The organism is Brevibacillus sp. NL20B1 (genome assembly GCF_018195675.1).
Taxonomy (GTDB): Bacteria; Bacillota; Bacilli; order Brevibacillales; family Brevibacillaceae; genus Brevibacillus; species Brevibacillus aydinogluensis.
Window position 1 is genome coordinate 60,563 of sequence record NZ_JAGTPT010000011.1, and the last position, 25,793, is coordinate 86,355.

At 56.0% G+C, this 25,793-nt stretch carries 26 protein-coding genes and 1 other annotated feature; of the genes, 3 read left to right on the forward strand and 23 right to left on the reverse strand.

The genetic code is table 11. The annotated features are described in order from the left end of the window. Positions 1-11 precede the first annotated feature (11 nt). The 8 genes from spoVT to glmU form a co-directional block, all read right to left on the reverse strand. Positions 12-554: a stage V sporulation protein T gene (gene spoVT / locus KDN35_RS09520; RefSeq protein WP_171567207.1), complete on the reverse strand. Its 543-nt coding sequence runs from the start codon at positions 552-554 to the stop codon at positions 12-14. Positions 555-827: 273 nt separating this feature from the next. Next, positions 828-1,886, reverse strand: coding sequence for a peptidylprolyl isomerase (locus tag KDN35_RS09525; RefSeq protein ID WP_171567206.1), 1,059 nt, complete (start codon positions 1,884-1,886; stop codon positions 828-830). A gap of 36 nt (positions 1,887-1,922) precedes the next feature. After that, positions 1,923-5,471, reverse strand: a complete 3,549-nt coding sequence (mfd, locus tag KDN35_RS09530) for a transcription-repair coupling factor (protein WP_212132613.1) — start codon at positions 5,469-5,471, stop codon at positions 1,923-1,925. A gap of 143 nt (positions 5,472-5,614) precedes the next feature. Next, positions 5,615-5,845: an anti-sigma-F factor Fin gene (locus KDN35_RS09535; protein WP_171567204.1), complete on the reverse strand. Its 231-nt coding sequence runs from the start codon at positions 5,843-5,845 to the stop codon at positions 5,615-5,617. Between the two features lie 115 nt (positions 5,846-5,960). Then, on the reverse strand, positions 5,961-6,527 hold the full coding sequence (pth, locus tag KDN35_RS09540; RefSeq protein ID WP_171567203.1) for an aminoacyl-tRNA hydrolase: 567 nt from the start codon (positions 6,525-6,527) through the stop codon (positions 5,961-5,963). 295 nt (positions 6,528-6,822) lie between these two features. Further along, positions 6,823-7,446 carry a 50S ribosomal protein L25 gene (locus KDN35_RS09545; RefSeq protein WP_230077608.1) on the reverse strand — a complete coding sequence of 208 codons (624 nt, stop codon included), beginning with the start codon at positions 7,444-7,446 and terminating at the stop codon, positions 6,823-6,825. A gap of 89 nt (positions 7,447-7,535) precedes the next feature. Continuing rightward, positions 7,536-8,486 (reverse strand): ribose-phosphate diphosphokinase, encoded by a 951-nt coding sequence (locus tag KDN35_RS09550; RefSeq protein WP_171567201.1) that lies wholly within the window; start codon positions 8,484-8,486, stop codon positions 7,536-7,538. A 24-nt stretch (positions 8,487-8,510) separates the two neighbouring features. Continuing rightward, the gene (glmU, locus tag KDN35_RS09555) at positions 8,511-9,893 is read right to left on the reverse strand and encodes a bifunctional UDP-N-acetylglucosamine diphosphorylase/glucosamine-1-phosphate N-acetyltransferase GlmU (protein ID WP_212132614.1); all 1,383 of its coding nucleotides are present in this window, start codon (positions 9,891-9,893) and stop codon (positions 8,511-8,513) included. A 267-nt stretch (positions 9,894-10,160) separates the two neighbouring features. Between glmU and KDN35_RS09560 the strand changes: the two genes are divergently transcribed. Further along, the gene (locus KDN35_RS09560; protein ID WP_171567199.1) at positions 10,161-11,177 is read left to right on the forward strand and encodes a CobW family GTP-binding protein; all 1,017 of its coding nucleotides are present in this window, start codon (positions 10,161-10,163) and stop codon (positions 11,175-11,177) included. A 121-nt stretch (positions 11,178-11,298) separates the two neighbouring features. On the opposite strand, the gene spoVG is transcribed toward KDN35_RS09560, so the two are convergent. From spoVG to KDN35_RS09610, 10 genes are all read right to left on the reverse strand, one after another. Next, positions 11,299-11,586 carry a septation regulator SpoVG gene (gene spoVG, locus KDN35_RS09565; RefSeq protein WP_029098031.1) on the reverse strand — a complete coding sequence of 96 codons (288 nt, stop codon included), beginning with the start codon at positions 11,584-11,586 and terminating at the stop codon, positions 11,299-11,301. Positions 11,587-11,776: 190 nt separating this feature from the next. Further along, complete coding sequence (locus tag KDN35_RS09570) at positions 11,777-12,160, reverse strand: RidA family protein (protein WP_171567198.1); 384 nt, start codon at positions 12,158-12,160, stop codon at positions 11,777-11,779. A gap of 7 nt (positions 12,161-12,167) precedes the next feature. Further along, complete coding sequence (gene purR / locus KDN35_RS09575) at positions 12,168-12,998, reverse strand: pur operon repressor (RefSeq protein ID WP_171567197.1); 831 nt, start codon at positions 12,996-12,998, stop codon at positions 12,168-12,170. Between the two features lie 58 nt (positions 12,999-13,056). Further along, positions 13,057-13,935 (reverse strand): 4-(cytidine 5'-diphospho)-2-C-methyl-D-erythritol kinase, encoded by an 879-nt coding sequence (gene ispE / locus KDN35_RS09580; protein WP_212132636.1) that lies wholly within the window; start codon positions 13,933-13,935, stop codon positions 13,057-13,059. A gap of 88 nt (positions 13,936-14,023) precedes the next feature. Then, positions 14,024-15,181: a YdcF family protein gene (locus KDN35_RS09585; RefSeq protein ID WP_212132615.1), complete on the reverse strand. Its 1,158-nt coding sequence runs from the start codon at positions 15,179-15,181 to the stop codon at positions 14,024-14,026. A 271-nt stretch (positions 15,182-15,452) separates the two neighbouring features. Further along, the gene (locus KDN35_RS09590; protein ID WP_029098035.1) at positions 15,453-15,635 is read right to left on the reverse strand and encodes a small, acid-soluble spore protein, alpha/beta type; all 183 of its coding nucleotides are present in this window, start codon (positions 15,633-15,635) and stop codon (positions 15,453-15,455) included. A gap of 171 nt (positions 15,636-15,806) precedes the next feature. Continuing rightward, positions 15,807-16,079, reverse strand: a complete 273-nt coding sequence (veg, locus tag KDN35_RS09595) for a biofilm formation stimulator Veg (RefSeq protein ID WP_029098036.1) — start codon at positions 16,077-16,079, stop codon at positions 15,807-15,809. Between the two features lie 263 nt (positions 16,080-16,342). After that, positions 16,343-17,245, reverse strand: coding sequence for a 16S rRNA (adenine(1518)-N(6)/adenine(1519)-N(6))-dimethyltransferase RsmA (gene rsmA / locus KDN35_RS09600; protein ID WP_212132616.1), 903 nt, complete (start codon positions 17,243-17,245; stop codon positions 16,343-16,345). Further along, on the reverse strand, positions 17,242-17,796 hold the full coding sequence (gene rnmV, locus KDN35_RS09605) for a ribonuclease M5 (RefSeq protein ID WP_171567358.1): 555 nt from the start codon (positions 17,794-17,796) through the stop codon (positions 17,242-17,244). Before rnmV ends, rsmA begins: the two co-directional genes overlap by 4 nt. A gap of 151 nt (positions 17,797-17,947) precedes the next feature. Then, positions 17,948-19,033 (reverse strand): 3D domain-containing protein, encoded by a 1,086-nt coding sequence (locus tag KDN35_RS09610; RefSeq protein WP_171567359.1) that lies wholly within the window; start codon positions 19,031-19,033, stop codon positions 17,948-17,950. 61 nt (positions 19,034-19,094) lie between these two features. Here KDN35_RS09610 and KDN35_RS09615 point away from each other — a divergent pair, with 61 nt between their 5' ends. After that, positions 19,095-19,475, forward strand: coding sequence for a hypothetical protein (locus tag KDN35_RS09615; protein ID WP_171567360.1), 381 nt, complete (start codon positions 19,095-19,097; stop codon positions 19,473-19,475). Positions 19,476-19,480: 5 nt separating this feature from the next. Here KDN35_RS09615 and KDN35_RS09620 read toward each other — a convergent pair whose 3' ends face one another. Both KDN35_RS09620 and metG read right to left on the reverse strand, forming a co-directional pair. Continuing rightward, complete coding sequence (locus tag KDN35_RS09620; RefSeq protein ID WP_212132617.1) at positions 19,481-20,260, reverse strand: TatD family hydrolase; 780 nt, start codon at positions 20,258-20,260, stop codon at positions 19,481-19,483. Between the two features lie 20 nt (positions 20,261-20,280). Continuing rightward, the gene (gene metG, locus KDN35_RS09625) at positions 20,281-22,311 is read right to left on the reverse strand and encodes a methionine--tRNA ligase (protein ID WP_212132618.1); all 2,031 of its coding nucleotides are present in this window, start codon (positions 22,309-22,311) and stop codon (positions 20,281-20,283) included. A gap of 44 nt (positions 22,312-22,355) precedes the next feature. Beyond that, positions 22,356-22,609 (reverse strand) — a binding site (T-box leader). A 442-nt stretch (positions 22,610-23,051) separates the two neighbouring features. Here metG and KDN35_RS09630 point away from each other — a divergent pair. Further along, the gene (locus KDN35_RS09630; RefSeq protein WP_029098042.1) at positions 23,052-23,303 is read left to right on the forward strand and encodes an AbrB/MazE/SpoVT family DNA-binding domain-containing protein; all 252 of its coding nucleotides are present in this window, start codon (positions 23,052-23,054) and stop codon (positions 23,301-23,303) included. 472 nt (positions 23,304-23,775) lie between these two features. On the opposite strand, the gene rsmI is transcribed toward KDN35_RS09630, so the two are convergent. The 3 genes from rsmI to KDN35_RS09645 are packed head-to-tail and all read right to left on the reverse strand — an operon-like array spanning position 23,776 to position 25,680. After that, positions 23,776-24,660 (reverse strand): 16S rRNA (cytidine(1402)-2'-O)-methyltransferase, encoded by an 885-nt coding sequence (gene rsmI / locus KDN35_RS09635; RefSeq protein WP_212132619.1) that lies wholly within the window; start codon positions 24,658-24,660, stop codon positions 23,776-23,778. Further along, positions 24,657-24,884: a GIY-YIG nuclease family protein gene (locus KDN35_RS09640; protein ID WP_481752769.1), complete on the reverse strand. Its 228-nt coding sequence runs from the start codon at positions 24,882-24,884 to the stop codon at positions 24,657-24,659. Before KDN35_RS09640 ends, rsmI begins: the two co-directional genes overlap by 4 nt. A 28-nt stretch (positions 24,885-24,912) precedes the next feature. After that, positions 24,913-25,680 (reverse strand): tRNA1(Val) (adenine(37)-N6)-methyltransferase, encoded by a 768-nt coding sequence (locus KDN35_RS09645; protein WP_029098045.1) that lies wholly within the window; start codon positions 25,678-25,680, stop codon positions 24,913-24,915. Positions 25,681-25,793 lie beyond the last annotated feature (113 nt).

Genomic DNA, 25,793 nt, shown 5'->3' on the forward strand with positions numbered 1-25,793 from the left:
TGTTTGACGTGTTACTGCTCCATCTGCTTGGCCAGGAAACCGGCCGCTGTCTCTGCCATTTTCATTTCCAGATCGCCCATCTTGGTCCCCTCGTTTTTCGTGAGGAGAATCACCGCACCAATCGGGTCGCCGCCGGCCACGATCGGCGCGATCACAAAGGACCCGTACGTTTCTTGCAGGTCGCGGCAAATTTCATACGTGCCCGAATTCTTTTCGACGCGCGTCTTCCGCTCTTCCAGGCATTTTTCCACGATGCTGCCGATCGGCTTCTCCAGGTACTCCTTCTTGGATGCGCCGGACACGGCGATGACGCTGTCGCGGTCGGAAATCAGGATGATATGGTTCAGGCTTTCGTACAGCGAGTCAGCGTATTCCTTGGCGAAATCACCCAGTTCTCCGATGGGCGAATACTTCTTCAGGATAACCTCCCCGTCGCGGTCCACGAAGATCTCCAGCGGATCGCCTTCGCGAATGCGCAGGGTGCGACGAATCTCCTTTGGTATCACGACCCGGCCGAGGTCGTCGATGCGACGAACAATACCAGTTGCTTTCATGTCATGTTGCCTCGCTTTCGTGAGAAGTGGGTTGTGAAAGAGTTGGTGGTTACCTGTATTTTTTCCTCAGATTCTCATTTTAACGACGAGTGACGACTGCAACATTTTCCAGTTTGATTTTGTTACTCTCCCCCGGGCGGTAGCGAGTGACTATAGTATTCGCCGGAGCTTCAAGAATATGCGAGAAAACGAAAAAACAGGGAACCTGAGTTCCCTGTCAGACTGAAGACGTTGCATTTCCAGGCCAAAAGGCCTGCACTCAAAAGACCCGTCCTATTTGGCCTGTTCCGCAGGCTGTTTCACTTCCGGAAGGTTGTACTTGGTAATCAGCTTGTCCAGCTCGGTATTGCCGAATTTGTCGTACTCCTGCTCCAACGCCTGCGCGCGAAGCTGTTCCTTCATCTCGTCAAAGCTCTTTTGTTTCCGGCTTTCCACCTTCATTACATGGTAGCCGTAATCAGTTTTTACCGGATCACTGATTTGCCCGATTGGCAGTTTCAGGGCCGCGTCCTTGAACTCCGGCACCCATTGGCTCACGTCGGCGTCTTCGTACAGACCGCCCGTGTCCTTGCTGCCCGGGTCGTCGCTGTGCTCTTTGGCCAGTTTGGCGAAATCCTCCCCTTTTTTCAGGCGGGCCGCCAGATCGTTGGCCAGTTTGAGCGCTTCTTCCGGTTTCCGATTTTCGGTGGAGATCAGGATGTGGCGGACAGAGGCGACGGTCAGCGATTCCTTGCTCATGCCGTCGTACATCTTTTTCAACGCCGCGTCATCAATGTTCTTTTTCAGCACGTTGATCGAGTTGTTGATGAGCGTCATCTGATCGATCACGAGATTCTTGGTGACGCCCTGATTCTCCATCAGCTTGTCAAACTTGGCATTGTCGTTGCCCAGGAGGCTGAGATACTGCTCTTTGATCTTGTCGAAGCTCTTCTCAGCCGTCTCCCTGGACTCTTTCTCGATCGCAGCGTCGGCTTTGGCGGCCAGGATTTTCGTCGCCGTGAATTCACGGGCGAACGTTTTTAACATCTCCTGATCCGCCACTTCGATCATTTGCCCCTGCATCGGATTGAGGAAGTTAATCACTCGCAGGAACGTCTCAAATTCCTTCCCGCTGAGCGTGCCTCCCTGGTACTCGACGACAGCGGCATTTTGATCCACTTTGAACGGCAGGTTCAGCTTGGGAAACTGCGCCAGCGGATCGTTTGCCTGGTCACCTGCTGCTTGGTTCTGGTTGGTCTGGTTGGAAGCATCTGTGTTGTTGTCTCCTCCGCATCCGGTCAGCAGTGCCACGACCAGGACGGCGGAAGACAAAATGGCTACAGATCGTTTCATGGAATGGCTCTCCCTTCCCGAAAAGCCCGTTCTCCCTCAGGAGACGGTGCTTTCCGTACTGGTGTCCTTGCGCACCAAGTGAAATTGACGCAGCAGCTTTTCGACAAGCTGCACGCCTTCATCTTCCCGTAACCCTTTTACTTTAACAGTAATGACGATCTGTTGTCCACCCGAGAGCCCCAATCGCCTGTTCCAATTGCTGGCCAGTGCGAACAACGCGCCGCCGTCGATGTTGTTGTTCTGGCTGGGATGCAGATACAGTTTGATCTCGTCCGGATTTTTCTGGCTGATCTCGGTGATGTGGTGCTTGAGCGCGTACACCCGCAGGCGTGAGATCGTGAGCAGGTTCTCCACCGGTTTCGGCACGGGGCCGAAGCGGTCCAGCAGTTCCTCGGCCAGGTCGTCCACGTCCTCCAGGGAGGAGACGGCCACAAATTTTTTGTACATCTCGATTTTCTGCCGGCTGTCGGTGATGTAGAGCGACGGGATGTAGGCGTCCAGCTGCAGGTTGATCTCCACCGGGGAGACGCTCTCCTGCTTCACTTCCCCTTTCAGCTCGTCAATCGCCTCTTTCAGCATCTGGCTGTACAGGTCAAACCCGACCGAGTTGATGAATCCATGCTGCTCGGCGCCCAGCAGATTCCCGGCGCCGCGGATGGAGAGGTCGCGCATCGCGATCTTAAAGCCAGAGCCGAGCTCGGTAAACTCCTTGATCGCCTGCAGCCGCTTCTCCGCCACTTCGGTCAGCACTTTGTCCCGCTGGTAGGTAAAGTAGGCATAGGCAATCCGGTTGGACCGGCCAACCCGTCCACGGAGCTGGTACAGTTGGGACAAGCCCATTTTGTCCGCATTGTAGATGATCAGCGTGTTCACGTTGGGGATGTCCACGCCCGTTTCAATGATCGTCGTGCTGACCAGCACATCGTAATTGCCTTCCAAAAAGTCCAGGATGATGCCTTCCAGCTCGCTCTCGTTCATCTGGCCGTGCGCCACGGCGACGCGGGCGTCCGGCACGAGCGCAGCGATTTGCTCCGCCATCTGCTCGATCCCCTGCACCTGGTTGTAGAGGAAAAAGACCTGACCACCACGGGCCAGTTCCCGTTCGATCGCCTCCCGCACCAGCGCCGGGCCGTACTCCATGACATAGGTTTGCACCGGGAAGCGGTTTTCCGGCGGCGTCTCGATTACGGACAGGTCGCGCACGCCGATCATCGACATGTGCAGTGTCCGTGGAATCGGCGTCGCGGTCAGGGTCAGCACATCCACGTTGGTCTTCATCTGTTTCAGTTTTTCCTTGTGGGTGACACCAAAACGCTGTTCTTCATCGACGATCAATAGTCCCAGGTCGCGAAACTGGACGTCTTTGGACAGCAGTCGGTGCGTCCCGATGACGACGTCCACCGTGCCTTCCTTCAGCCCTTTCAGCGCGGCGTTCTGCTCTTTGCGCGAGCGGAACCGGCTGAGCACTTCGACACGGATCGGGTAGTCGGCAAAACGCTCGCGGAAGGTCTCGTAATGCTGCTGCGCCAAAATGGTGGTGGGCACAAGCACGGCCACCTGCTTGCCGTCCATGACCGCCTTGAAGGCCGCCCGGATGGCCACCTCTGTCTTGCCGTAGCCCACGTCGCCGCAGACGAGACGGTCCATCGGTCGACGCTTTTCCATGTCCTGCTTGACTTCAGCGATCGCCCGGAGCTGGTCGGGCGTCTCCTGGTAGGGAAACATCGCCTCAAACTCCCGCTGTTCCGCCGTATCAGGCGAGAAGGCGTGGCCCACAGCCGCTTCCCGGGCCGCGTAGAGCTTGATCAGGTCTTCCGCAATGTCTTTGACGGAGGACTTCACCTTGTTCTTGACGCGCTTCCACTCGCTGCCCCCGAGGCTGTAGATTTTCGGCTCCGACTCTTCGCTGCCCACGTATTTCTGCACGTGGTCAATCTGGTCGATCGGCACAAACAGGCTGTCTCCGCCGGCATACTGAATATGCAAGTAATCTTTATGAATTCCGAGAATTTCTTTGGTTTCGATCCCCAGGTATTTGCCGATCCCGTGGTTGACGTGCACGACGTAGTCGCCCGGTTTTAGCTCCAGGTAGTTTTTGATCCGCTCGGCGTTGGTCATCGTCTGTTGGACTTTGCGCGCCTTGCGCTGTTTGGGGGTAAAGACTTCCCCCTCGGTGATGACGACGAGCTTGTTCAACGGCAGTTCAAACCCGGTTTGCAGGTTGCCGATAATAATGGTCGGACGACCGGGTGGAACCGATTCCACCGACTCGGTCAGCAGGTCGGCTTCCATCTCGTAGTCATGCAGCACCCGTTCCAGACGCTTGGCCCGCTCCAGATCGGCGGCAACGAAAACGATCTGGTCCTGCGATTTTTTCCAACGGGCCAGCTCCGTCTTCAGCACGTTCATCTGGCCGTGGAAGTTTTGCATCGTCCGGCAGGTGAGATTGACGATGTTTTGCGGCTGCGTTTTGGGCGATTGGCGCAAAAACAAAGACAGGTAGACGATCTGCCGCTTTTTCGCGCCCACGGTCTCCTCGTAGGAGCGGGACAAGCTCAAATTGGCCATGTACTCCCCTTCGGCGATCCGGCCGGTCAGCCACTCCGCCTCCTCTTTTTGAAGCTGCGCCGCCGTATCCAGCACGCGGGACGGTTCGTCCACGATCAGCACCGTGTCAGCCGGCATATAGGAAAGCAGCGTATCGTTCGTCGGGTAGAGGACCGAGATGTAGGAATAGAGATGGGAAAACCGCTGTGCCTGCATCATCCGTTCCACGTCGGCGCCGATTTTTTGCACCACTTTTTCCTTGGCCGCCCCGTCCTTCAGTTTGGATACGGTTTCGCCCAGCTTTTGCTCCAGCCGGACAGCTGCCTCCTGCAAGAGTGCGGTCGTGGCAAAGACCTCCTTGGCCGGCCCGATTGTAAACGACTGGACGGACGTAAGCGAGCGCTGCGTTCCCATGTCAAATGTGCGGATCGAGTCGATTTCCACATCAAACAGCTCGATCCGCACCGGCCATTCCGAGTCGATCGGGTACAGGTCAATGATCCCGCCGCGCACGCTGAATTCACCTTTTCGCTCCACCATGTCGACGCGCTCGTACCCCAACTCCACACAGCGGAGCAAAAACGCGTCAATGTCCAGTTCTTCGCCGACCCGCAGTTCGATCTGCGCGTCCCGCCAGATGTGAGGCGGCACGACCAGACGGCGTACGCCGGCGAACGGCGCAACCAAAATACCCGTAAAGCCTCGGGCTAAACGGTTGAACACGTGTACGCGCTGCGCCAGCATCTCGGGACTGGCGATCGCCAGTTCGGAGCCTATCAATTCGTTTCCGGGAAAGAGCAGCACCTCGTCGGCGGGGAGGAGTTCGATCAGATCCTCGTACACTTTTTGCGCTTGAAACATGTTATGGGTGATGACGCACATCGGACGGCCCGCCATCTGTTTGAGCGCCACCATCAGCGCTTGCCGGGCGGAACCGGCCAGACCGGAGACGAGCTGTTCGTGCAGCCCCTTTTCCAGGCCGGCGACAATTGTCCCGATGTTGGCGTCCCGTTTTATCGGGTTAATGATGACTTGCATTCATTAGTCCCCTCTCTGGATTTTCTGTCATGCGAAAAGAAGCCTTAGCTCAAGAAGCCAAGGCCTTGTCCTTGCAAGCCTTCCACCGAAAGCATTTCGCTTCCTCCATATATTATTTATAAGAGGATGCAGCTGTAGGAGTGTTATTGGAGCGGATTACCGATCAGGGAAAGCTCCGGATGCAGATCCAGCGCCTCACGACAGTAGGCGCACGTGATGCTGACAACCGTGTCCCCCTCAGGTTCTTTGGTTATTATAAGAGCACGTTCTTCCGGGGTCAAGGAATCCAACCCCAACTGTGCTTCCGTCACACGCGCATCGTCAAATTCCGCAATCCTGATGCCGCAGCAGCGGCAGACATAGCGAATGCTCACTCGCAATACACCCCCAGGCGAATCTACCGCTTAGTATGGTCGAGGGGGTGGAAAAACATACTTGATCAAGCCGCATGGCGTGAGCGGTTTTTTGACGTTCAGACGCTTAACCGTGTTACTTCCGACTGTTGTAGCGGTTCATCACGAGCTCAAACGGTTCTCTCGTCCACATCGCGGCAGCCTCAGCCGCCTGCTCCACGGCAGCGTTGATCACCGGGCGCTCGGCGGCAGAAAAAGTCTGCAAAACGTAATCGCTTACACTCCTTCCCGGTTCGGGGCGACCGATGCCCACCTTGATTCGCTTGAACTCCTGGGTACCCATGTGCTGGATCAGCGATTTGATGCCGTTGTGTCCGCCAGCGCTGCCCTTTAACCGCAGGCGAAGCTGGCCGCAAGGCAGATCCAAATCGTCGTAAATTACCACAATATCATCCGGCGTCAGCTTGTAAAACGACAGCACCTCGATAACGGACTCCCCGGACAGATTCATGTAAGTCTGCGGTTTGACCAGCAGCACCTTTTCCCCTTCGATCCGGCCCTCGCCAACAATGGCGCGAAACTTGTGCTGTTGTACGGGAATGTTCCACTTATCGCTAATTTTATCTATGGCCATAAACCCTGCATTATGTCTTGTATCTTCATATTTTTTGCCGGGGTTGCCCAGCCCAATGATCACTTTCACGGTTGTTCCCTCCTAACCTCCCCTCATTGTACATAGAAAACCAAGCTCCGCCAAGGCGGTGACACCTACATAAAAAAGCCCCGAACATCCGGGGCACAGACTGAAGACAAACGGTTCATTGAGTTAGCGTCCACAAAAAATGATTTCCAGGCCGAAAGGCCTGCCCATTCATCAACCGAAGCGGAAGACAATGTGCATCGCATGGAGGGATGGGCCAAGCGAGCGGGCCCGATCTCCCCTGCGCCGCGGACTTTGTCTACACGCTGAGCCCCAAACATCCGGGGCAGGAGCCACTCTATGTGGTTTTGGCTTTCTCTGGCGGCGATCCGGCCTCTTCGGCCACAGCCTCGGCCGACTGTTCCGCCTCCACTGCTTCGTCCGACTTGGCCTTCACCGGCAGAATGCTTACGACCACTTCCATCTCGTCAATCCCGAGATCGACGTCGGGCGGAATCTCCAGATCTTTGGCCAGCACCACGTCCCCGATGTTGAGGCCGTCGACATTGACGGTAAACGCTTCGGGAATGCTGCCGGGCAGGCAGGAGATTTCCACGCTGTGGCGGACCAAGGTGGCCACCCCCAGTTCCGGGTCACCCTCCAGCAGCACCGGGACGCTGGTGTGCACTTTTTCATTCATATTGATTTTTTTGAAGTCAGCGTGAAGAATGTTGCCCTTCACGGGATGACGCTGCAGTTCGTAGACCATCACGGGGTGTTCGTTGCCGTTGACCACCAGCTTGAATGGCTTGTTGGTGGACTGATGGCGCAGGGCCTGATCCAGTTCCCGTCCATTCACCTGGATCGCCAGATTCTGGACGTCGCTTCCGTAGACGACAGCCGGGACCCAGCCCTGGCGTCGCAGTTCGTTGTTCGTCGGCTGTTCTCCCTTGCGGCGGATGATCGCCTTGATCGTTTCCACAAAAAAACCTCCTCTGGACATCTAGCAGATTCTTCCTTCTCCCTAGCTTGTCCAGCGGAGGCGTATTTCAATCGTCTGACCGGGTTGTACTAATCAAACAGCTTGCTGACAGACAGCTCTTCGTGAACGCGGATGATCGCTTCCCCGATAATCGGTGCCACAGACAGCACCTTGATCTTGTCGATCATCCGATCCTGGCTCAACGGGATGGTGTTGGTCACTACCAATTCGCTAATCTTGGAATCGTTGATTCGCTGGATGGCCGGGCCGGACAGCACCGGATGCGTGCAGCACGCGTACACGTCACGCGCACCTGCTTCCACCAGCGCGTTGGCCGCCAGCGTAATCGTGCCAGCCGTATCGATGATGTCGTCAATGATGATTGCTGTCTTACCCTCGATGTTCCCGACGATGTTCATCACTTCTGCAACATTTGGCTCCGGACGGCGCTTGTCGATGATCGCAATCGGCGCTTCCAGGCGCTCCGCCAGCCTGCGGGCACGGGTTACGCCACCGTGGTCAGGCGAGACGACGACGATGTCCTGCAGGCCTTTTTCGGCAAAGTATTTCCCCAGAATCGGTACGCCCAACAGGTGGTCGACCGGGATGTCGAAAAAGCCCTGGATTTGCGTCGCGTGCAGGTCCATCGTGATGACGCGGTGCGCCCCTGCGGTCTCGATCAGATTGGCGACCAGTTTGGCCGTAATCGGATCGCGCGCGCGGGCTTTCCGGTCCTGACGGGCGTACCCGTAATACGGAATCACGACGTTGATGCTCTTGGCAGAGGCGCGTTTCAGCGCATCGACCATCACAAGCAGTTCCATCAGGTGTTCGTTAACGGGAGCACATGTTGGCTGAATCACAAACACGTCACAACCGCGAACGCTTTCGTTCAATTTGATTTGACACTCGCCGTCGCTGAAGCGGACTGCTTCCGCATTGCCCAGCGGTACACCGATGTGCTCCGCAATCTCTTTTGCCAGTTGGCGATTTGCGTTGCACGTAAAGACTTTCAGTTTGGGATCGCGGTAGTTAGCCATGATAGTTAAAAAAACCCCCCGTTGTTAATCCTTCTTGCCTTTGCGTGGCAGTTTGTTAGCATAACCCGGCTTGTTTATCTGTCGCTCTCGAGCAATGGCCAGCGCTTCGTCCGGCACGTCCTGTGTAATGGTGGAACCCGCTGCTACATACGCTTGTTGTCCCACAGTAACCGGCGCAACGAGATTGGTGTTGCAGCCGATAAAGGAGCCGTCCATTACGACTGTTTTGTGTTTGACGGCGCCGTCATAGTTGACCGTAATCGTACCGCAGCCGATGTTGACACCCTCGCCAATCTCGGCATCGCCTACGTAGCTGAGGTGCGGTACCTTGGTGCCTTTGCCGATTTTCGCATTTTTCAGTTCGACAAAGTCGCCGATTTTGACACTCGGGCCAATTTCCGTTCCCGGCCGCACATAAGCAAACGGTCCGACCGTGGAGTCTGCTTCCACACGAGCGTCGACCATGACGGAGTAGGAGATGGTGACACGGTCTGCCACCTGCACATTGCTCAAATCCGCCTGCGGACCAATCACGCAATCGGCGCCGATGGTTGTCCCTGCGCGCAAATACGTTCCGGGCTGAATCACCGTATCCGCACCGATCACCACGTCCGCTTCGATGTACGTGGATGCGGGGTCGACAATGGTCACGCCGTTTTTCATATGGCGCACGGCGATGCGTTTGCGCATGTATGCTTCGGCTTCGGCCAGCTGCGAGCGGTCGTTGACGCCCATCGTTTCATCCGGGTCAACCGCTTCAAACGCGGCCACCTTTTCTCCTGCTTCCCGCAGAATGCCGATACAATCCGTCACATAGTATTCACCTTGAGCGTTGTCATTTTTCACTTGTGCCAAGGCTTTCAATAATTTTTGATTGTCAAAACAGTATATGCCTGTGTTGATTTCTCTGATCGCCCGTTCCTCTGGAGTTGCGTCCTTGTGCTCGACGATCGCCTGCACCTCACCTGTTTCACTGCGCACGATGCGTCCGTAACCGGTCGGGTCCGGGACGACAGCAGTCAGTACAGTTGCAGCTGCCTGCTGCTCTTCGTGATAGCGCAAGAGAGCAGTGAGCGTCTCCTCGGACAGGAGGGGTACATCTCCGTACAAAATAAACGTAGTTCCTTCTTTCGCCTGCAAAAACGGTACCGCCTGCTGTACGGCATGAGCCGTACCCAACTGTTCCTTCTGCAAAGCGTACGTGACGCGGTCGCCCAATCTGGAACGAACAGCGTCAGCACCATGACCTACGACGACGATGACATCCTCCACCCGCATGGAAGCCAGCGTGTCCACCACATGCTGGACCATGGGCTTGCCGCAGACGGGGTGAAGAACTTTGTACAGCTTCGATTTCATCCGCGTTCCCTGACCGGCAGCCAGTACCACGGCATGGATCTTAGACATGTCAACCCTCCAACGTATAAGTTCCACAATGACTATATCTTAATCAAATGGTGATTTCAAGACGGTAGGCACTGGTTTCCCATGGCGATTTTTAGTCGTTTGACGCCTGTTTCCCACCTGGATTATGATGGGAAGTGAACCGAGAGCGGGTCTTCAAGGGAATTGTCAGTCTCTTGCGAAAATATAAATGTAACATTTTTGACATTTTTCCCAACTCCGCCCTCCGTGTTCTGACCGTTACATGACAAGGCAAGGGGGATGGTGGCGTTGAGCGCTGGCGTATACATGTTGACCGGGTATCTGGGCAGCGGAAAGACGACGCTGTTACAAAAACTGCTGGCCTATCTGCAAAGCCAGGACGGTCGGGTCGTGGTCCTGATGAATGAAATGGGCGATGAAGACATCGACGGCGAGCAGATTCAGGGTTTTGGCTTTCCGGTAAAAAAGCTTCTGGACGGCTGCATCTGCTGCTCCATTCGCGGGGAGCTGACGGAAGGTCTGAAGGACATTCTCGCTTCCTTTGAGCCTGACCACATCCTGATCGAAACCACCGGCGTGGCCGATCCGGTCGATGTAGTGGACGCACTGACACATCCGGAGCTGTACGACAGATTGGAGCTCAAGGGAATCATCAGCGTCGTGGACGCGTCCCGCTTCCGCAGCCTTATCTCCCGTTTTCAGTCGAGCAGCACGCTGGTCAAGACGATCCGCAACCAGGTGAAGTACGCCGATTTGCTTCTATTAAATAAAATCGATCTGGTCACCCCGGATGTGTTGGAAAAAGTAAAGGCCAAGCTGCTGGAGCTGAATCCGCACGCTCCGATCCACCAGACGATCCAGAGCGACATGGACCTGCGGGAACTGTTGAACATCAAACGCGCCGCCGAACGCAGTGCAGCCATACAGGCCCGTGACAAGGCCGGCACTCCTGTGCAAAAAAGCATAGGACGAATGTCCACCCTGGATAAAGTAAAACGATCGCTCGGCTTCTCAGCCGGTCAGCCGTCGCTGTACAACAGCATCGAAACCTTTTCCTACCATTTTACTGGACCGGTAGACGCAGACAAGTTTGAGGATTTTCTCTGGGATCTGCCGAAAAACGTCTACCGCGCCAAAGGGTACGTGCTGTTTAAAGGAAGGGAGGAACTGATTTCATTTCAGCACACCGAAAACCAGGTGCACCTGTTTCCGTTCGAAAACTTCGGTCCGAAGATGGTAGCCGTCTTTATCGGCGAAGGATTGGACAGGGAAAAAATCATAGCCGATCTGGAGGCCTGCTATTAGCGGCGAAAACGGCAACAGGACCGGGACCGGTGGAACAGCCTCGCTTGGCTTTTCGTCCGGCTGCTTCGGCAAGAACAAAGCACCCAGTCGTCGAGACCGGGTGCTTTTTGCTGGACTTGAATCAAGCGCCTGCTTCGATGGTGTTCTCTTCTTCCTGACCGACGCGCTCGTATTCAGCCAGCACAGCAGCCTGAATCTTTTCGCGCGTGGCAGAGGAGATCGGATGTGCGATGTCGCGGAACTCCCCATCCGGGGTGCGTTTGCTGGGCATCGCAACAAACATGCCATTGTTCCCGTCAATGACACGGATATCATGAACCACGAATTCATGGTCAATCGTAATGGACGCAATGGCTTTCATTCTACCATCCGTATTCACTCGGCGAAGTCTTACGTCTGTTACTTCCATTAAGTTCACTCCCTTTATCTATCAAAGCGTTTAGGATTATTTCCACGCTCTGGGTAAATATTCCTGCTGGGTTACCGAATTTTTGAAAAAAAAAACGATAATTTTTCTCTCCCCTGGGGGACAAATGCGCAAAAAACAAGTCCGACACGGCCTGGTGTCGGACTTTTTGATTATACTACACGATTCTCCATTATTCTCCTGCGTACGCAATGACTTCGATTTCCACCTTGACGTCGCGCGGCAGACGAGCCACTTCCACCGTAGAACGGGCCGGTTTGTGATCGCCAAAGTATTCGGCGTACACGTCGTTCAGCCGGCCAAAATCGTTCATGTCCTTGATAAACACAGTCGCTTTCACCACATCAGCGAGCGACAGCCCGGCTTCGGCCAGGATCGCCTTGATGTTGGCAAACACCTGGTGCGCCTGGTCCACGATATCCCCTTCGACCAGGGTGCCGTCCGGGCGCAGCGGGATTTGACCGGATGCATACAGAAACGGGCCTGCCTTGACCGCCTGGCTGTACGGACCGATTGCCGCCGGCGCCTTGTCCGTCGAAACAAATGAAATCGCCATCTGTTCATTACTCCTCTCTGTTGTGAAAATAACTGCCCAGCTCGATCTCGATTTGCTTGCCCTTCACATCCACATCGCGCAGCTTGGCCAGCGAAACGTACTCGTCCACGAGACGATCCGTGACGTCAGCCGTCTCCACCAACACGCCGCAGCCCACCACAGTGGCGCGGAACTCCTGCAGGAGATCGATCATGCCGCGAATCGTGCCGCCGGCCTTCATGAAATCGTCGACGATCAGGACACGGGACTGTTCGGCCAGCGCGCGGCGGGCAAGCGACATCGTCTGAATGCGCTTGCTCGAGCCGGACACGTAATTGATGCTGACCACGGATCCTTCCGTCACCTTGTTGTCGCGCCGAACGATCACAACTGGCACGTTCAGATAGGCGGCCGTTGCGTAGGCGAGCGGAATCCCCTTGGTTTCCACCGTCATGACCACTTCCACGTTCTTTTCGGCAAAGGCGGTGGCAAACAGCTTGCCGATCCGGGCCATGGTGGCCGGATGGCCGAGGATGTCAGACATGTACAGGTAGCCGCCCGGCAGCAGGCGGTCGGGATTTTCCAAATGGCCGATCAGTTCGCGCATGAAGTGAAGGGCCTGTTCCGTCTTCATCTGAGGAATGTACTTCACGCCGCCAGCCGCTCCCGCTACCGTTCGCAGCGCACCCACACCCTGGCTCTCAAACGCTTCCTTGATAATGGACAAGTCTTCGCTGATGGACGACTTTGCCGCTCCGTACTGTTCGGCAAACATGGTGAGTGGAATCAGCGTGTGGGGATGGGCGAGCAAGTGCTGCGTCATGTCGACCAGACGCGCACTTCTGCGCATTTTCTTCATGATTCTTCCTCCAAAAAAACCGAATATTATGGTGCTAATTTATCATTTCCATACGGGATCATGCAAGCATTTCCCCATCAGGCATCCCCAGCATGCGGGCCACGAACACGTCTTTGACAAATCCGCGCAGCGCGTTGTAGATACGGTGGACCTTCGCTTCCTTTTGCACGAGGGCGAACACGGTCGGTCCGCTCCCCGACATCAGCACCCCGTCCGCTCCCGACTGTTCCATCAGCTCCTTGATCTGCCGGACCTGCGGGTGCATGTCCAACGTCACCTCTTCCAGCACGTTACCCATGGAGCGGCACATCAGTGAAAAATCCTGTTCGCGAATCGACCTGATCATTTGCTCTGTGGAAGGATGGCGGGCGATCTCCTGAACGCGCAATCGGCCGTACACGTCAGCCGTGGAGACCCCGATCGGCGGTTTCGCCAATATGACCCAGCAAGGAGCGGGAGCCGGCAAATGGGTGATCTGCTCGCCTCTCCCCCTGGCGAGTGCCGTGCCGCCGTAGACGCAAAACGGCACATCGGACCCGATTTCCGCCCCGATGGCGGCCAGCTCGTCCAGACTCAGCCCGAGATTCCAAAGCTTGTTTAGGCCGCGCAGGGCGGCTGCCGCGTCACTGCTTCCTCCGGCCAGTCCGGCGGCTACCGGAATCTGTTTGTCAATATGCACATGTACGCCCTGGCGTACCTGATAGCGTTCACGCAGCAGCACCGCCGCCTTGTAGGCGTGGTTGCGTATGTCGTCCGGTACAAAACTGGCAGAGCAGTCCAGCGTAATGGCGCCGTCCTGGCGCAAGGTCAGGTCTACGCGATCCGCCAAGTCCACTGTGGTCATCACCATTTCCACTTCGTGATAACCGTCCGGCCGTTTGGCCAGCACGTCGAGAGTCAGGTTGATTTTGGCGGGCGCTTTGACCGAGATACGCATGTTGTTCACCTCTGCCTACGTTCAGATTTTCTAGTCTCTTATTGTAGCACAGGGGTTCTCTGCCGTGCCAGTTGGACGGAAGAAAAGCCTATCGCTGTTTTCCGGGATACGCCCAGATGCCCGAAGCTCTCAACAGGTCACGGTAGGTGACCAGTCGCTCGTCTTTCGTCACCTGCTGCGCCTCCTCGATCGTCGGGTAATCCAGGCTGGCCACATGGCTAAATCTGACGCTCCCGCTGCTGCCGTTCATCTTCGCGTACAATTCGCCGGCTTCGCGAAAGACGGTCAATGCCCGTCTCATATGGCTCGCGCTAGTCACCAGCGTGACGTCGCGGATCCCTTCCCGCTCCAGGATCGCCATCGTAAACAGGGCGTTTTCCACCGTGTCCGTCGACTTGTTCTCCAGGAGGATGCGGTCCTGGTCAATCCCTTGGGAGACCAGCCATCGGCTCATCGCGTCCGCTTCGGTGACGCCCTGCTTTGGCACTCCGCCGGTAACGATGATGTTGGCCTGCGGGTATTGTCTGGCGACCGCCAGGCCCGTTTTCAGCCGGTCCACGAGCGGCTGGCGCATCGAACCGTCGTCCGCCAGCGCGTAGCCCAGGATCACGATCGCGTGCCGGGTTTGCGGCAGCCCGGCCGGAACCGCGGTGTTGAGCCTGCCGGCCAGGATCTCGTCTGTCGCCCGCAGCTTTTCCAGATAGGCGGCCGTCCTTTGCGGATCGATCGTCCGCAGCCTGGACACGGCCTCCTGAAACGCCCGCTCGTCTCCGTTCGCCTTGGAGTAGACGGCGAACAGCAGGGTGGCGTTGTAATTGTCAGGGTCCAGGCGCAGGATCTGCCGGTACGTCTGCAGGGCTTCGGGCAGCTTTTTCTGGATGACCTGCGTCGACGCCAGCGAAAACTTCAGATCCAGATTGTACGGATCGAGGATCGTCGCTTCCCGAAAGGCGTGTTCGACCACATCGTATTTGCCTTTCAGGGTGATGCCCTTGAAGATTTCCTTTTCCGCTTGCTGCAGGTCGCCGCCGTGCCAGTAGTAGTACATGGCCGTGTCGACCAACTGATTGATGCGGACGGATGTGGGCTCGTCGTTTTGGATGACGCTCGCCGGCGCTTCCGCAGACGCTGATGGCGGCGGCTCGGGAGATACCGCCTCCGTTTGGGCCGGAACTGGTGTATAGAGCGCCGTAGAGATGACAAGAGCGGCCACTGTTCCCCGTACGATTCCCTTGCTTTTCCACATGCTTCCCATTCCTCCTGTCGCTGATCGATCTGTTTGGTGCGTAACCCTCGCCTGTTCCCGGTCTGCTGCCCGCTTTCACCTCCTGAAAAAAGCATGAGCGTCCAGAGCAGAGGGACTCGCCCCTTGCCGCTTCCGTTCGCTCATGCCTAGTTCGCCTAGTGACACGCGTGTGTATTTTTCTGAATATTCTATCATAATAGGCAATGCGGAGCAACTGCCGCGAAACCAAAAACGCAGGAAGAAGCCGGGTTTCCCCGGCCTGTCAACGAGTTTATTTGGCATTCTGTTTGGCTAACGCTTCCTCGGCAATCTGAATCGCGCGTTTGACCAGATTCCCGGCATCGCGCGTGGTGATGGCGCCCCAGCCTTCAGTTTTTACCGTGTCGTAAAACCCCAGCTCTTTGGCCAACTCCATCTTAAACGCTTCAGACATGATGCCTCGTCTGCGACCCATAACATCCTCCCTTTCTCGTTGACAGCCTTAGTATGCGCGAGGTCGGACAAAAAAACCCCGGCCATCCTCTCGATTCAGCCGACACAACGATGGCGCCGAATGGATATAATATCGAGTACCAAGCCAGGGAACAGCAGGAGAAAAAAACAAAACAGCAGAGCCGCCAGGGCCCTACTGCTGTACAAAAGTAATACGAATGTGCTCGTTGTCACGGCACACTGTCAATTCTACTGTCTCCGTCAAGATGTCAGCATAGCTGTATGAAACTCGCTCAAACAATTGGTCGTCATCAAGCTTTACTACGAATACAGAGGGGTATGTTTCTTCGAGGATGCCCGTCCGTTCGACGGTTTTGCGGCGACCGCCATTGGCTTTCAGCAGGATGCGTTCGCCAATGTGCTCGTCTAAACTGCGTTTAATGTCAAGTAACGCGTTTCTTGCCATTATCTCATCCACCTCGCTTGATTCCATTATAACAGCCTATGCTTATTTTGTCAAAGAAATAAAAAATTATAGCAACCAACATCAACTCTTGTCAACGGTGTTTTTTTCGTGAAATCAGCAGATTTTTGTCACATGGTTTGTCCAAAAAAACCACGTCCGGCTACTAAAATTCCTAGCCGCTTTCGTCCTCTGATTATCATTTTCCCAAATGGTTGAGACTGTCCCAAAAATACCAAACGCCCCTTGTATCCAAGGGGCGTTCCTCATGGTCGATGCGTAAGAAGATTGCTGCGGCCAATGGCGTTGGCGAGCCGGGCAAATTCCTCGATGCTCAGCGTCTCACCGCGGCGGCCGGGGTCGATGCCCAGCTCAACCAGCAGTCCAACCACGTCTTCTTTTTGCGTTTTGTCAAACAAGCCGTTCATCAGATTGTTCAGCAGTGTCTTTCTCCGCTGCGCAAAACAAGCCCGCACCACGCTGAAAAACAGCGCTTCGTCGTCCACCTCGACAGGCGGCTGCTTGCGGATCGTCAGCTTGATTACAGCCGAGTCCACATTGGGCCGGGGAATGAACACGCTGGCCGGCACCACCATCGCCACTTCCGTCTCCGCGAAAAACTGTGCGGCGACGCTGAGCGAACCGTAGTCCTTTGTACCCGGCTTGGCTGCAATTCGATCCGCCACCTCTTTCTGGATCATCACCACGATATGCTCCAGCGGCAGCCGTTCCTCCAGCAGCTTCATCAGAATGGGCGTCGTCACGTAGTACGGCAGGTTGGCCACGACGCTCACCTGTTCGTAGCCGGCCAGCTTGTCCGCCAGGAGCGCCCGCAGATCCAGCTCCAGCACATCCCCGTGCACCACTTCCACGTTTTCATAGGGAGCCAGTGTTTCCGCCAGGATGGGCAGCAGCCGTTGGTCGATTTCGACCGCCACGACACGGCCGGCCGCTCTGCCCAACTGTTCGGTCAGCGCACCGATGCCAGGGCCGATCTCCAATGCCGCCTTCCCCTTGTCCAGTTCGGCCGCTGCCACGATGTTGTGCAGAATGTTGGTGTCGATCAAAAAGTTTTGTCCCAGGCTTTTTTTGAACGAAAAGCCGTACTTCTCCAGGATTTCCCTGGTCCGCGTTGGCGTGGCGATATCTTTGCCGACGGCTCGGGTCATGGCTGCTCCCCTCCTTCGTCAATGGCCTTCATCGCGGCGAGAAACTCCGCCCGACTGATTTGAAAGGCGTTCAGGCGTTGCAGCATCTGTTTGGCATTGGCGTACCCGATGCCCAGCCGTTCACCCAGTTTGATGCGCCGCTGTTTGGAATCCGGACCCGAGGTCAACCCGTAGGCGATCATGTCGTCGGGCGTGATCTCCCCAGCTTGATCCGCCATATCGGTACGCACCTCGGAAAGCGCGCGAACGATCACTTCGGGAGAGGCGTTTTCCACGCCGATGTCCCCTTTTTTCGTCCCGTCTTCCTGGGTGATAAATGCGTGCTTGCAGCCCGGCACCGCCCGGCTGATGATCTTGCGGATTCTCTCCCCCTGATAATCGGGGTCGGTAAAAATAATAACGCCGCGTTTTTGCTGGGCCAAGCGAATCTTTTCGATCGTTTTCGCGTTGATGGCAGACCCGCCCGTCTCGATCGTGTCCGCCTGCACGGCCCGCTTGATGGCGGCCGTGTCGTCCCGCCCTTCCACGACGATGACTTCTTTGATCTTCATGTCGCTGCTCCTGCTTTCCTACCGTGTTGACATGGTATTAGTATACCAAAATCACGTACTGTTTCTGTGCGTGCGGCTGAAACGTTTCCGTTCCCCGCCCGTCATAATGGTAAGACGGCAAACAGAAGACAGGAGCGCAGGCTCCTGTCCTTTAAGGCTTGTGTGGTCCGATAATGTAAACCGTGCGATTTCGCTTGCGGCCGAATCGGATCGCTTCCGCTTCTGTGCTGACAAACACGTCAATCTTGTGACCTTTTATCGCACCGCCTGTGTCCTCTGCGCGACGATACCCGATTCCGTCGATATACACCCACCATCCCAGCGGAATGACTTTGGGATCGACGGCTATGGTATGTCCGGCTTCTGCCTTGACACCGGTAGCCGTGCGGCCATAACCCGGCGATCCGACAGGCTTGCCTCCCCCTGCCGGAGAGTAGGCGGTCAAGGTAACCCCGTTCAGTACCTTTTTCGGCCGGAACACTTTGCCACCGCGGGAGACCAACCCCGCTGCGGCAACGACCCGTTTTGACGTGTCGGCTTGAACGGATGCGGCCGTTCCTACCGCGACAATACGGTCTTTTTTCGGTGTGATGACATCTCGTTTTACCAGTTCACGGGATACTTGTTTTCCGTTTTCCGTAACCAGTCTGTAGTGCGCGATGACTTTCCCTTCCTGCCCGCTTTGCAGTACGCGGGTCTGTCCCTTTGTCAGAGAAGCATCGCCTTTGCGAATTTCCTGATATGGTACGCGCTCCTCAACCTTGACGATCTGTTCGCTGACCCGCGTGACAAAGATCGTCGAGTCTTTGGAGAGAGACGCTGTCAGTGCCGGTTCCACCCGGTCCTGTTTGCCCAGTGTAATGCCTGCGTCCTTCAAGACACCGGCCACATCACGGCTGAGCGTTTGCACGAGTTTTGTCTGCCCGTCCACGTGGACAGGGATTGCCCAGCGTGTATGTAAGGTGATGTTTATTCCGTCGGAAATTTTGGTGTCTGCTTCTGGCTGCAAGTTATCGTTATCTGTCACCGCAATCTGTCGTTCTTCCAAGAACTCTTTAACGGTTTTCGCCTTGGTCGCCACCTTTTTGGTGACACCGTCCAAGGTAAACGTGACCTGCTTCGGTTGCTTTGCTTGGGCAGATAAATAGCCAATCATGGGCACCAGCACCAGAGCGAGACAGCCCAGTATGGCAATTGCTCGCTTCTTTTGCCGTTCCCATATCGTGCGTAACTCCATTTCCCACACTCCTTTTTCCTGGAAAAGCACGAGGCTTTTCCCGTCTGGTCAGGCAAGGGTGATGAAATCGCACCAATATTTTGGAAATTGGCCAGTTCTGAACAAGGTCGGTCTTGATTGTATGCTACTTTCTCCGGTTTGTCAAATTGCCCCCTTCCTAGAACCAAATAATCGCTACCAGCCTAGCAAAAAGCTCATGGCGAATGGAAGCACGTTTGTGTCGAGCAGTTCTGTCGAGAGAAATGGAATCGTTCGACACATGGACTATGGTATGCAGGAGAAAACTGCGGGAGAACCTGGCTTGGCAGAAAATACTCGGCCACCTGCCGGAAAAACGCCGCCGGATGTGCGCAATCAACAAGCCGGAATTGGCAAAAAAGCCCTTCTGCGATGCGCTGATGCGCGTTCACAGAAGGGCTTTTGTCATAATAATGAGCTTTGAAGGCGCTATTCGGTACGGGCTTCCAGCCGGAACAGCCGGCGGGCGTTCTCGGCCGTGATCCGGGCCATTTCTTCGTAGGACAGACCGTGGATGTCGGCCATCGCCTCGCAGACGTAGCGGACGTATCCGCTCTCGTTTCGCTTGCCGCGATACGGATGCGGGGTCAGGTACGGGCAGTCGGTCTCGATCAACAGCCGATCGAGCGGCACCTTGGCCGCCACCTCTTTCGGCTGCTTTGCGTTCTTGAATGTGAGCGGACCGCCGAACGAGATGTAGAAGTTCATGTCGAGCGCCATTTTGGCCGTCTCCCAGCTCCCGGAAAAGCAGTGCATGATGCCGCCCACTTCAGCCGCCTTCTCCTCCCTCAGAATCGTGATGACGTCCTGATGAGCGTCCCGGTTGTGAATGATGATCGGCAGGCCCAGCTTTTTGGCCAGGCGAATCTGCTTGCGGAACACCTCCGCCTGCACATCCCGCGGCGAGGTGTCCCAGTAGTAATCCAGACCCATTTCTCCCAGTCCGACCACTTTCGGGTGGCGGCTCAGCTCCTCCAGCCACTCCAGATGCTCGTCTTTCATGTCCTTGGCGTCCTGCGGGTGCCAGCCGACCGCGGCATAGATGAAGTCGTAGCGCTCCGCCAGCTCCAGGCAGGTGGGGATCGTCTCGGCGTTGAAGCCGATGTTGACGATGGTGCTCACGCCGTTTTCCCGCGCGCGGGCAATCACCTCTTCTCGATCCTCGTCAAACTCCCGGGCATTGAGGTGTGCGTGCGTATCGAATAACACGGGATCTACCTTCCTTTCCCCTACTTTACGACCGCTCCGTTCGGCATGCTCGGGTCAACGGTCGCCAGCGTCAGTTGATCGCCTGCGGACGCGGCCAGGATCATGCCCTGCGACAGTTCGCCGCGCAGTTTCACCGGTTTCAGGTTGGCCACCAGGATCACCTTTTTGCCGATCATTTCTTCCGGCGTGTAGTACTTGGCGATGCCGGAAACCACCTGGCGCTTCTCATAGCCAAGGTCCAGCTGGAGTACCAGCAGTTTGTCGGCGTTGGGGTGTTTCACGCATTCGACGACTTGCGCCACGCGCAGTTCCACTTTGGCAAAATCGTCGATCTTGATTTCCTCTTTCACGTCGGCCGGTTTTTCGGCTGCCTGTGTTTCGGTTTGGTTCGCGGTTGTCTCGTTCACAGACACTTCTCCTTTCAATGCTTCCTGTTTTCGCTTGTTCTCTTCTGCCTGACGGCGCGCTTCCGCCGTGGATTCGTCGATGAACGCCAGCTCCGCCTGCACGTCCAGACGCGGGAAGAGCAGCTCCTTGCGGCTGACCGTGCTGCCGACCGGCAGACCTCCCCAGACGCCAGCCGACTCCCAGGTCAGCGCTTCCGGCTTGTCGAGGATGCCCAATTGGTCCCAGATTTTCGCCGGGGCTTTTGTCATGAACGGCTGAATCAGGATGGAGGCAATGCGGATGCTTTCCGCCAAATTGTACATGACCGTAGCCAGGCGGCCCCGGGTCTCTTCCGATTTGGCCAGGTTCCACGGCATGGTCTCGTCAATGTACTTGTTGGTCCGGCCGATCAGCTCCCAGATGTGGGCCAGTGCATTGCTGAAGCGCATTTCGTCCATGTGCTCCTCCACCAGTGCTTTCGTCCTGGTGGCCAGTTGGATGAGGCTGTCGTCCGGTTCGCCCGCCTCCTGCGGAGCAGGCACGATGCCGTCAAAGTATTTTTCAATCATCGTCGTGGTGCGGCTCAGCAGGTTGCCGATGTCATTGGCCAGGTCATAGTTGAGCCGTTGGATGAAAGCCTCCGGCGTAAAGACCCCGTCCTGACCAAAGTTGATTTCCCGCAGCAGGAAATAGCGCACGCCGTCGGAGCCGTAGCGGTCGATCAGGAGCTTCGGATCGATCACGTTGCCTTTAGATTTGGACATCTTTCCGTCCGGCATCAGCAGCCAGCCGTGGCCAAACACTTTTTTGGGCAGCGGCACGTCCAGCGCCATCAGCAGAATCGGCCAGTAGATGGTGTGAAAACGGAGGATATCCTTGCCCACCAGATGGACGTCTGCCGGCCAGTATTTGCGAAACTTGCTGTCGTCGTCAGACAGGTAGCCCAACGCGGAGATGTAGTTGGTGAGCGCGTCAATCCAGACGTAGACGACGTGCTCGGGATCGTTCGGCACCTTGATGCCCCAGTCGAAGCTGCTGCGAGAGACGGAGAGGTCCTGCAGTCCCGGCTTGAGGAAGTTGTTGATCATTTCATTGCGGCGGGACTCCGGCTGGATGAAGTCCGGATTTTCCTCCAGGAACTTCAGCAGCTTGTCCTGATACTTGGACAGGCGGAAGAAGTAGTTTTTCTCCTTCACCTTTTTCACTTCGCGGCCGCAGTCCGGGCAGAAGTAGCCTTTGTCCGTCTTGCACTGCGTCTCGGTCCAGAACGCTTCGTCCGGCACGCAGTAGTAGCCCTCGTACTCACCCAGGTAGATGTCTCCCTGGTCCAACAGCCGTTTGAATACCTTTTGCACGACTTCCTTGTGGCGCGGCTGAGTCGTCCGGATAAAATCGTCGTAGGAGATGTCCAGCTTTGCCCACAAATCCTTGATCCAGTCGACAATCGGGTCGATAAATTCAAGCGGCTGCTTGCCGTCTTCGGCCGCACGCTCCTGCAGCTTTTGCCCGTGCTCGTCCGTACCGGTCAGGTAGTAGACATCGTAGCCGCGCAGCCGTTTGTAGCGGGCCATGGCATCGGCTGCAATAGTGGTGTAGGCGTTGCCAATATGCAGTTTGTTGCTCGGATAGTAAATCGGCGTGGTAATGTAGTACGTCGGTTTCATGCAGCAAAACCCTCCTGACATACAAAAAATAAAAGCCCGCCCCAGATTGGGACGAGCATACTTCTCGTGGTACCACCCAAATGCTCCGCCTTCTCACGAACAGCGGACTTGTCGAGTCAGACTGCTGCTGACTCACCCGTAACGCAGGTTTGCGTCGCGAACTACTTGGCGCCGGAAACGGCGGTTCATCCGCGAAACTCAGGGGCCATGTTCGGCTTGATCGCTTATACCGGATCGCAGCTACCCCGGCTCTCTGTCATAAGGATGGCAAGCCTACTCTTCCCGTCATGGTCGTTCGCTATGAAATACCTGATTCATCCTCTATTGTACACAACCGCCTCGTTTTGTAAACCACCCGCCTGCAACTTTGCGGAAGGACAGACGGAGCTTGACGGGACCAGGTTGAGGGGGAAAAAAGGAATTGGTAGAAAAAAAAGCCACATTTGTCGAATCACCTCTCTATCATTCGACATAAGGTGTCGAATTCGACCTTCCATGCTTCCAGTTACTTTTTTCCAAGAATTCGATGCACATTAAGATAAAGCGCACCCAAACAATGGTCCTGTCATATCTACTAAATTCGCACCAGATGCAAATTCAAAGAATTGTAAAATTCATATTGACACCTTTGGGAATCGCTGGTATGATGGGAACAACGGAAATTGTCGAATATTGACGATTTATGATCCGATTTGCACAATAAACGACACTGGGCAACATTGTGAGAGGAGAGACGATTTATGATGAAATCGACGGGGATTGTACGTAAGGTGGACGAGCTGGGCCGCGTGGTGATTCCGATCGAACTGCGCCGCACCCTGGGCATCGCCGAAAAAGACGCGTTGGAAATTTACGTGGACGGAGAGCGCATCATCCTGAAAAAGTACGAGCCTGCTTGTATTTTCTGCGGTAACGCTGACCGTGTTTCCTATTTCAAAGGCAAAATCATTTGCCAGGACTGCCTGAACGAACTGCCTGCGGTCAAGCGCTAATCGTCCGCTCAACCATATAGCGCCGCTTTTCGTTGAGCAGATTGCTGCCATAAAAACGAAAAAGGCCGGGGATGACTCCCCGGCCTTTTTAGACTGAAGACAAAATGTACTTCGTTATCAATGAGATTCCGCAAGGAAACCATTCCATCATTGTCAGGCCGAAAGGCCTGCATATTGATCAACCGAAGGTGGAGATAAAGTACAGGCATGGAGTGATGGGCCAAGCGAGCTCCTTTGACGACCTGCTCAGCGGAAAAACGAAAGACGCGGGAAAAAACAGGGGGCACAAGTCTCACTTCATTGAAATACCCAGATGTTTGCCCCCTGCCCGCGTCGCGTTTTTGAGCGGACATCTTCCACTTCTTTGCTGGTCGTCAAGAGAGCGAGCGGGCCCGATCACCCATGCGCCACGGACTTTGTCTACACGCTGAAAGGTCGGGGATGACCCCCCGGCCTTTTTTCATGCGTGCGATCACGCTTGCGGATCGCGGTGGTATTCATTGTAGACGTCCCGCTTTGACAGGCCGCGATCCTCTGCTGCCTGTTTGATCGCTTCCTTTTTGCTCATGCCTTGCTCGCAGTAGCGGTCGACATGCTCCCGGATGTCAAGCGGCTGCCACCAGGCCGCTTCTTCTTCCGGAACGACCGGCTCGCCGCGGTATCCTTCCACGATCAAGCAGTACTCGCCTCGCGCCTCCCCCGCCGCCAGCAAGTCAATCAGATCGCCCAGCGTGCCGCGGGCAAACTCTTCGTAGCGCTTGGTCAATTCCCGCGCCAGCACGGCACGGCGATCGCCCCAGGCTTCCCGGATGGCCTGGAGCGTTTTCACGATACGATGGGGCGCTTCGTAAAACAGCAGCGTCTCCGGATAGCGCTCCAACCGCTGCAGTTCTTCCCGGCGCGCTTTGTTCTCGCGCGGCAAAAAACCGCAAAACACGAAGCGGTCTGTCGGCAGGCCGGAAGCAATCAGCGCGGTCAGCGCGGCGTTTGCGCCGGGGACAGGAATTACGGGAAAGCCTGCCGCCACAGCATCCCGCACCAGATCGGCCCCCGGGTCGGAGATGGCGGGCAGTCCGGCGTCACTCACCAGAGCAATCCGCTTTCCTTCCGCCAGCCATTGCAAGAGACCGCTGCCGCTGGCCTCCTTGTTGTGCTCGTGGTAGCTGACCGTCCGCTTCTCAATCTGAAAATGGTTCAGCAGCTTGCGGGTTTGCCGGGTGTCTTCGCAGGCGATCACATCGACAGTCCGCAGCGTTTCCAGACAGCGAACCGTGATGTCGTCCAGGTTGCCGATGGGCGTGGCCACCAGGTAGAGGACCCCTGTATGTTCGTCGGTGAAACTGCGCTGGACGTTCATGACGTACGACCACCTTCCTCGATCAGTTCTTCCTTTTGCGAGCGGGTCAGGCGTTTGATCGCTTCCTCCCGCCTGATTCCCCACGAGCGGTCCGTTCCTTCTTCCCAATACATCAGCTCCACCGGCCCTCGGCCCCGCGTGTACTTGGCCCCTCTGCCCTCATTGTGCTCCCGGATGCGGCGGGCCAATTCCGTGGCATACCCGGTGTAATAGGTCCCGTCCACGCAGCGCAGGATGTAGACAAAGTGGCTTTTATGCGAGGGAATCTCGCTTTCCGAAATAGATTTCCTGCAGTTCTTCACAGTATTCCTCTCCGTTTTCGTAGACAATCAACGGCGGCTGAATGCGTAGTTCCGGTCTGCCGTTGCGCATTCCCTCGATCAGCAGCATGTTGGGCTCAGCGTCGCGGCGCGGGTAGACCAGCCGCATCCGTTTGGGCTCGATACCGTACTGGCGCATCAGTGTGATAATGTCCACCAGTCGCGTCGAGCGGTGCACCAGGGCGATTTTCCCGCCGTTTTTCAGCAATTGGCTGCCCACCCGAATGACGTCTTCCAGCGACAGCAAGATTTCGTGGCGAGCGATGGCAAAATGTTCGCTGACGTTTTTCTCGCCGCTGGTGGCCGGCATGTACGGCGGATTGCAGGTAATCAGGTCAAACTTGCCGTGCCCGAACAACTGCACGGCGTCCTTCACATCGCCGTGGTGCATCGTAATGCGCGATTCCAGCCTGTTCAGCTTGACGTTTCGACTGGCCATGTCATACAGCCGCTCCTGGATTTCGATGCCTTCAAATACGGCTTCCGGCGACCGCGTCGTCATGATCAGCGGGATGGCGCCGTTGCCCGTGCACATGTCGAGCACCCGTCCCCGTTTGGGCACCGATGCAAAGCGGGCCAGCAGCACCGCATCCATGGAAAAGCAAAACACTTCACGGCTTTGGATGATTTTCATCTCATGGGTGAGCAGGTCGTCAATGCGCTCCGTCTCGTAGAGCGGCACGTTGATTTCCGGTTGCATCCGTTGTTCCAAACTCCTTTTTTCACTATCAGTCTCAAACGGCCTCTGCCCGTTGTCTGCAAAAAGCGACCTGCCGCAATGCTCAGGTCGCTTCGGTACAGGCCGTGTATCCT